The sequence below is a fragment of the Pseudomonas sp. genome, assembly GCF_035277045.1.
Classification (GTDB): domain Bacteria; phylum Pseudomonadota; class Gammaproteobacteria; order Pseudomonadales; family Pseudomonadaceae; genus Aquipseudomonas.
On record NZ_DATELE010000067.1, the window covers coordinates 1 to 3,970 of the forward strand.

A 3,970-nucleotide genomic window follows, 5' to 3' on the forward strand; every position below is an offset into this window, starting at 1 on the left:
CCCACTGATGAGGGCAGGGCAGGAACCGATGCTCGAACGCTAACAACAATATCCAGGTTCAAGAAATGACAAAAATAACCTCGTTGCCGGCCGATGATAAAACCTGTGGCTGGTATCACCTGAGCAAAGGGCGGCAGCCAAAGGCGCCGCACAGTGGCAACAGCAGCGCCCGCTGGGTGATCGTGGGCGCCGGCTATACCGGTCTTGCCGCCGCTCGCCAGCTGGCCAGCCACTTCCCGGACCAGCAGATCCTGCTGGTGGAAGCCCAGGAAGTCGGCCATGGCACGGCAGGCCGCAATGCGGGCTTCGCCATCGACCTGCCGCATGACATCGGCGCCGAGGATTACATCGGCGATATCGGCATCGCCAAGACCACCCTCAAGCTCAACCTCAGTGGTCAGTCATTTCTCAAGGAACTGGTCGAGCGCTACGGCATCGACTGCCAGATGAAGCATTGCGGCAAGTACCAGGCCGCCGTCGAAGGGCGCGGCATCGCTGTGCTCGAGGCTTATCGTCGCGGGCTGGACAAGCTCGACCAGCCGTACCAGATGATCGAAGGCGAGGACCTGCCCGAGCACATCGGCACGCGCTTCTACCGCAAGGCACTGTTCACCCCCGGCACTTCCCTGGTGCAGCCTTCGGCGCTGGTCAAAGGCCTGGCCGACAGCCTGCCGTCCAACGTGACCCTCTACGAGAACACCCCGATCACCGACGTGGAGTACGGCGCCAAGACCGTGCTGCGCCACGCCAACGGATCGATCACCGCCGACAAGCTGCTGCTGTGCAACAACGCCTTCGCCGACCATTTCGGTTTCCTCAAGGGGCGCATGCTGCCGGTGTTCACCTACGCCAGCCTGACCCGGCCGATGACCGCGGACGAACAGGCGCAGCTCGGTGGCAAACCCTACTGGGGCGTCATCCCGGCCGATCCGTTCGGCACCACCGTGCGCCGCACGCCTGACAACCGGCTGCTGATCCGCAACAGCTTCAGCTTCAACCCGGACGGTCGCAGCAATCCCAGGTACCTGGCGAGCGTCTCCAGCCGTCATCGCGCATCGTTCGAACGCCGCTTCCCGATGTTGCCGCAACTCGCGTTCGAATATACCTGGGGCGGTGCGCTGGCCTTGTCGCGCAACCACCTGGGTTACTTCGGCGAGTTGGCCAATAACGTCTATGGCGCGTTGTGCTGCAATGGCCTGGGCATTACCCGTGGTACCGCCACCGGAAAGTTGCTCGCCGACTGGCTGGCCGGGCAACGCAACGAACTTATCGACTTTGTGCTCGACTCCCCGGGCCCTTGCGCGAATCCACCGGCGCCCCTGGTTTCCCTCGGCGTCAACATGAACCTGAAGTGGGGGCAATACCGGGCGGGGCAGGAAAGTTAAGGACAGGTTTTACAGTAGAAGGAGTTGATACAACGCTGGGCAGTTACTGGCCAGCCTGCGCACCTAATTATTTGTAATTCACTGATCGGCACGACGCTGGGTCAACCGGAACTGAACTTCGTTTTCAGTTTCGCGGACCCGTTCGGCCTCAGATCAGCGCGGCTCTCAGTATTGGCAGGAGAAAACAATGACAAATCCAAATGTTTCCGTTGAAGACGTACCGCTCAACCGCTTTCACCAGCTGCTCACCGTGCGTTCCGGTGGTGGCTCCTTCGTGGATGGCTATGTGCTGAGCATCATCGGCGTGGCCATGGTGCAGATGTCCGCAGGCCTGAACCTGACCAGCTTCTGGCAAGGCATGATCGCCGCCTCGGCGCTGATCGGCATTTTCTTTGGCGGCTTTCTGGGCGGCTGGCTGACCGACCGTTTTGGCCGCAAGCTGATCTTCTTCGTCGGGCCAATCCTGTTCATGATTGGCTCGGTGAGCCAGTACTGGATCGAGTCTGGGGTAACGCTGTTTCTCTTGCGGTTCCTGATCGGCGTGGCGGTAGGCATCGAGTACCCGGTCGCCACCTCGTTGCTGGTTGAGTTCCTGCCCAAGAAAAACCGTGGCCCGCGCCTGGCCACCCTGACCATTCTGTGGTTCGCCGGTGCGGCGTTTGCCTACATGGTCGGTGACTACCTGCTGCGCAACGGCGGCGAAGACGCCTGGCGCCTGGTGCTGGCAAGCCCGGTGGTGATCGGTGCCGTGCTGTTCCTGCTGCGCATGGGCACCCCGGAATCGCCCCGCTGGCTGCTGAGCAAGGGCCGTGCGGCCGAGGCCGAGACGGTCATCAAGTCGGTCTACGGCGACGGGTTTTCCCTGCGCAACCTGCCTGAACAGCCCGAGACGAAAAAGCTGTCGTTCCTGAGCCTGCTGCATTCGGGTTATGGCAAACGCATGCTGTTCGTCACCATGTTCTGGACCTGCTCGGTGATCCCGGTATTCGCCGTGTATGCCTTCGCACCCAAGGTGCTGGGGGCGCTGAACCTCAAGGGTGACTGGGCGTCGTTCGGCTCGGTGGCGATCACGCTGCTGTTCGTGGTCGGCTGCATCATCGCGACCCGCCTGATCAACACCATCGGCCGACGCAGCATGCTGATCTACAGCTTCTTCCTGTCGGGGCTGGCGCTGCTGGGACTCGGCGCGTTCCACGCCGGCTCCGAAGTGGTGATCCTCAGTCTGTTCGGCGCTTACGCGCTGTTCATCGGCGGCGCCCAGGTGCTGCAGCTGGTGTACCCGAACGAACTGTTTCCCACCGAAATCCGGGCCTGCGCCGTGGGCGTCGGCACCTCGATGTCGCGTGTCGGCGCGGCCGTCGGTACCTGGCTGGTGCCGATGGCGCTCGACAGCCACGGCATTGCTTTCACCATGTACGCCGCGGCGATCGTGACCTTGATCGGCCTAGCGTTCGCCTGGGCCCTGGCCCCCGAGACCCGCTCGCTCAACCTGCAGCAGGCGGCCTCCCTGGCCTGATACGCATTTGCCGCGCAGCCCCAGCCTGCGCGGCCCGAATCCATGAATTGGTACACAAGGAGCATCCATCGTGAAATTTGAAGGCATCTACACCCCGGCGATCACCCCCCTGAGCGCTGATGGCAGCATCGACAAGGCCGCCTTTGCCGAGGTTCTGGAATACCTGGTCGAGTCCGGCATCCACGGCGTGATCATCGGCGGCTCCACCGGCGAGTACTACGCCCACACCGCCCAGGAGCGTTTCGACCTGGCCGCCCAGGCCAAGGACGTGCTCAACGGCCGCCTGCCGCTGATCGTCGGCACCGGTGGCATCCGCACCGAAGACGCGGTGGCCTTCGCCAAGCATGCCAAGGAAATCAAGGCTGACGCGCTGCTGGTCGGCACTCCGCCGTACGCGCTGCCGACCCAGCAGGAGATCGCCATTCACGTCAAAGCCGTGGACCAGGCCGCCGACCTGCCGATCATGCTCTACAACTACCCGGGCCGCATGAGCGTGAGCATGGGCGAGGAATTCTTCGACGCCGTCGCCGACGTGAAGAACATCGTCGCCATCAAGGAAAGCTCGGGCGACATGGCCCAGCTGCACCGCCTGGCCATCCATCGCCCGAACATCGCGCTGTCCTGCGGCTGGGACGACCAGGCCCTGGAGTTCTTCGCCTGGGGTGCGCAGAGCTGGGTCTGCGCCGGTTCCAACTTCATCCCGCGCGAGCACGTGGCGCTGTACCAGGCGTGCGTGGTCGAGAAGGACTTCGCCAAGGGCCGCCGCATCATGGCCGAGCTGATGCCGCTGATGGACTTCCTCGAAGGTGGCAAGTTCGTCCAGTCGATCAAGTTCGGCAGCGAGCTGCAAGGCCTGCGCACCGGTGGCGTGCGCGCCCCGCTGCAAGGCCTGGACAACGCCGAGAAAGAAGCGCTGAAGGAGGTCGTCGCGACCCTCAAGCGCAACATCGCCCAGATCACCGGAGGTGCATGAGATGGCTGAATTGCTGAGCAAGGCCCAATACGCGGACATCGCCGCCAGACTGGAATTGCGGACCCAGGCGTTCATCGACGGCGAGTTCCGCGATGC

3 protein-coding genes are annotated in these 3,970 nt (G+C 63.1%); all 3 read left to right on the plus strand.

The features are described 5' to 3' along the window. Positions 1-65 precede the first annotated feature (65 nt). On the plus strand, positions 66-1,385 hold the full coding sequence (locus VJS90_RS02915; RefSeq protein ID WP_324118924.1) for an FAD-binding oxidoreductase: 1,320 nt from the start codon (positions 66-68) through the stop codon (positions 1,383-1,385). Between the two features lie 187 nt (positions 1,386-1,572). Continuing rightward, on the plus strand, positions 1,573-2,901 hold the full coding sequence (locus VJS90_RS02920; protein ID WP_324118926.1) for an MFS transporter: 1,329 nt from the start codon (positions 1,573-1,575) through the stop codon (positions 2,899-2,901). A gap of 70 nt (positions 2,902-2,971) precedes the next feature. Continuing rightward, positions 2,972-3,874, plus strand: coding sequence for a dihydrodipicolinate synthase family protein (locus tag VJS90_RS02925; protein ID WP_324118928.1), 903 nt, complete (start codon positions 2,972-2,974; stop codon positions 3,872-3,874). The last annotated feature ends 96 nt before the right edge of the window (positions 3,875-3,970 follow it).

Bases quoted from the DNA above. Each gene is read 5' to 3' on its own strand.
- VJS90_RS02915 (WP_324118924.1), top strand. From the start codon at position 66: ATGACAAAAATAACCTCGTTGCCGGCCGATGATAAAACCTGTGGCTGG.
- VJS90_RS02920 (WP_324118926.1), top strand. From the start codon at position 1,573: ATGACAAATCCAAATGTTTCCGTTGAAGACGTACCGCTCAACCGCTTT.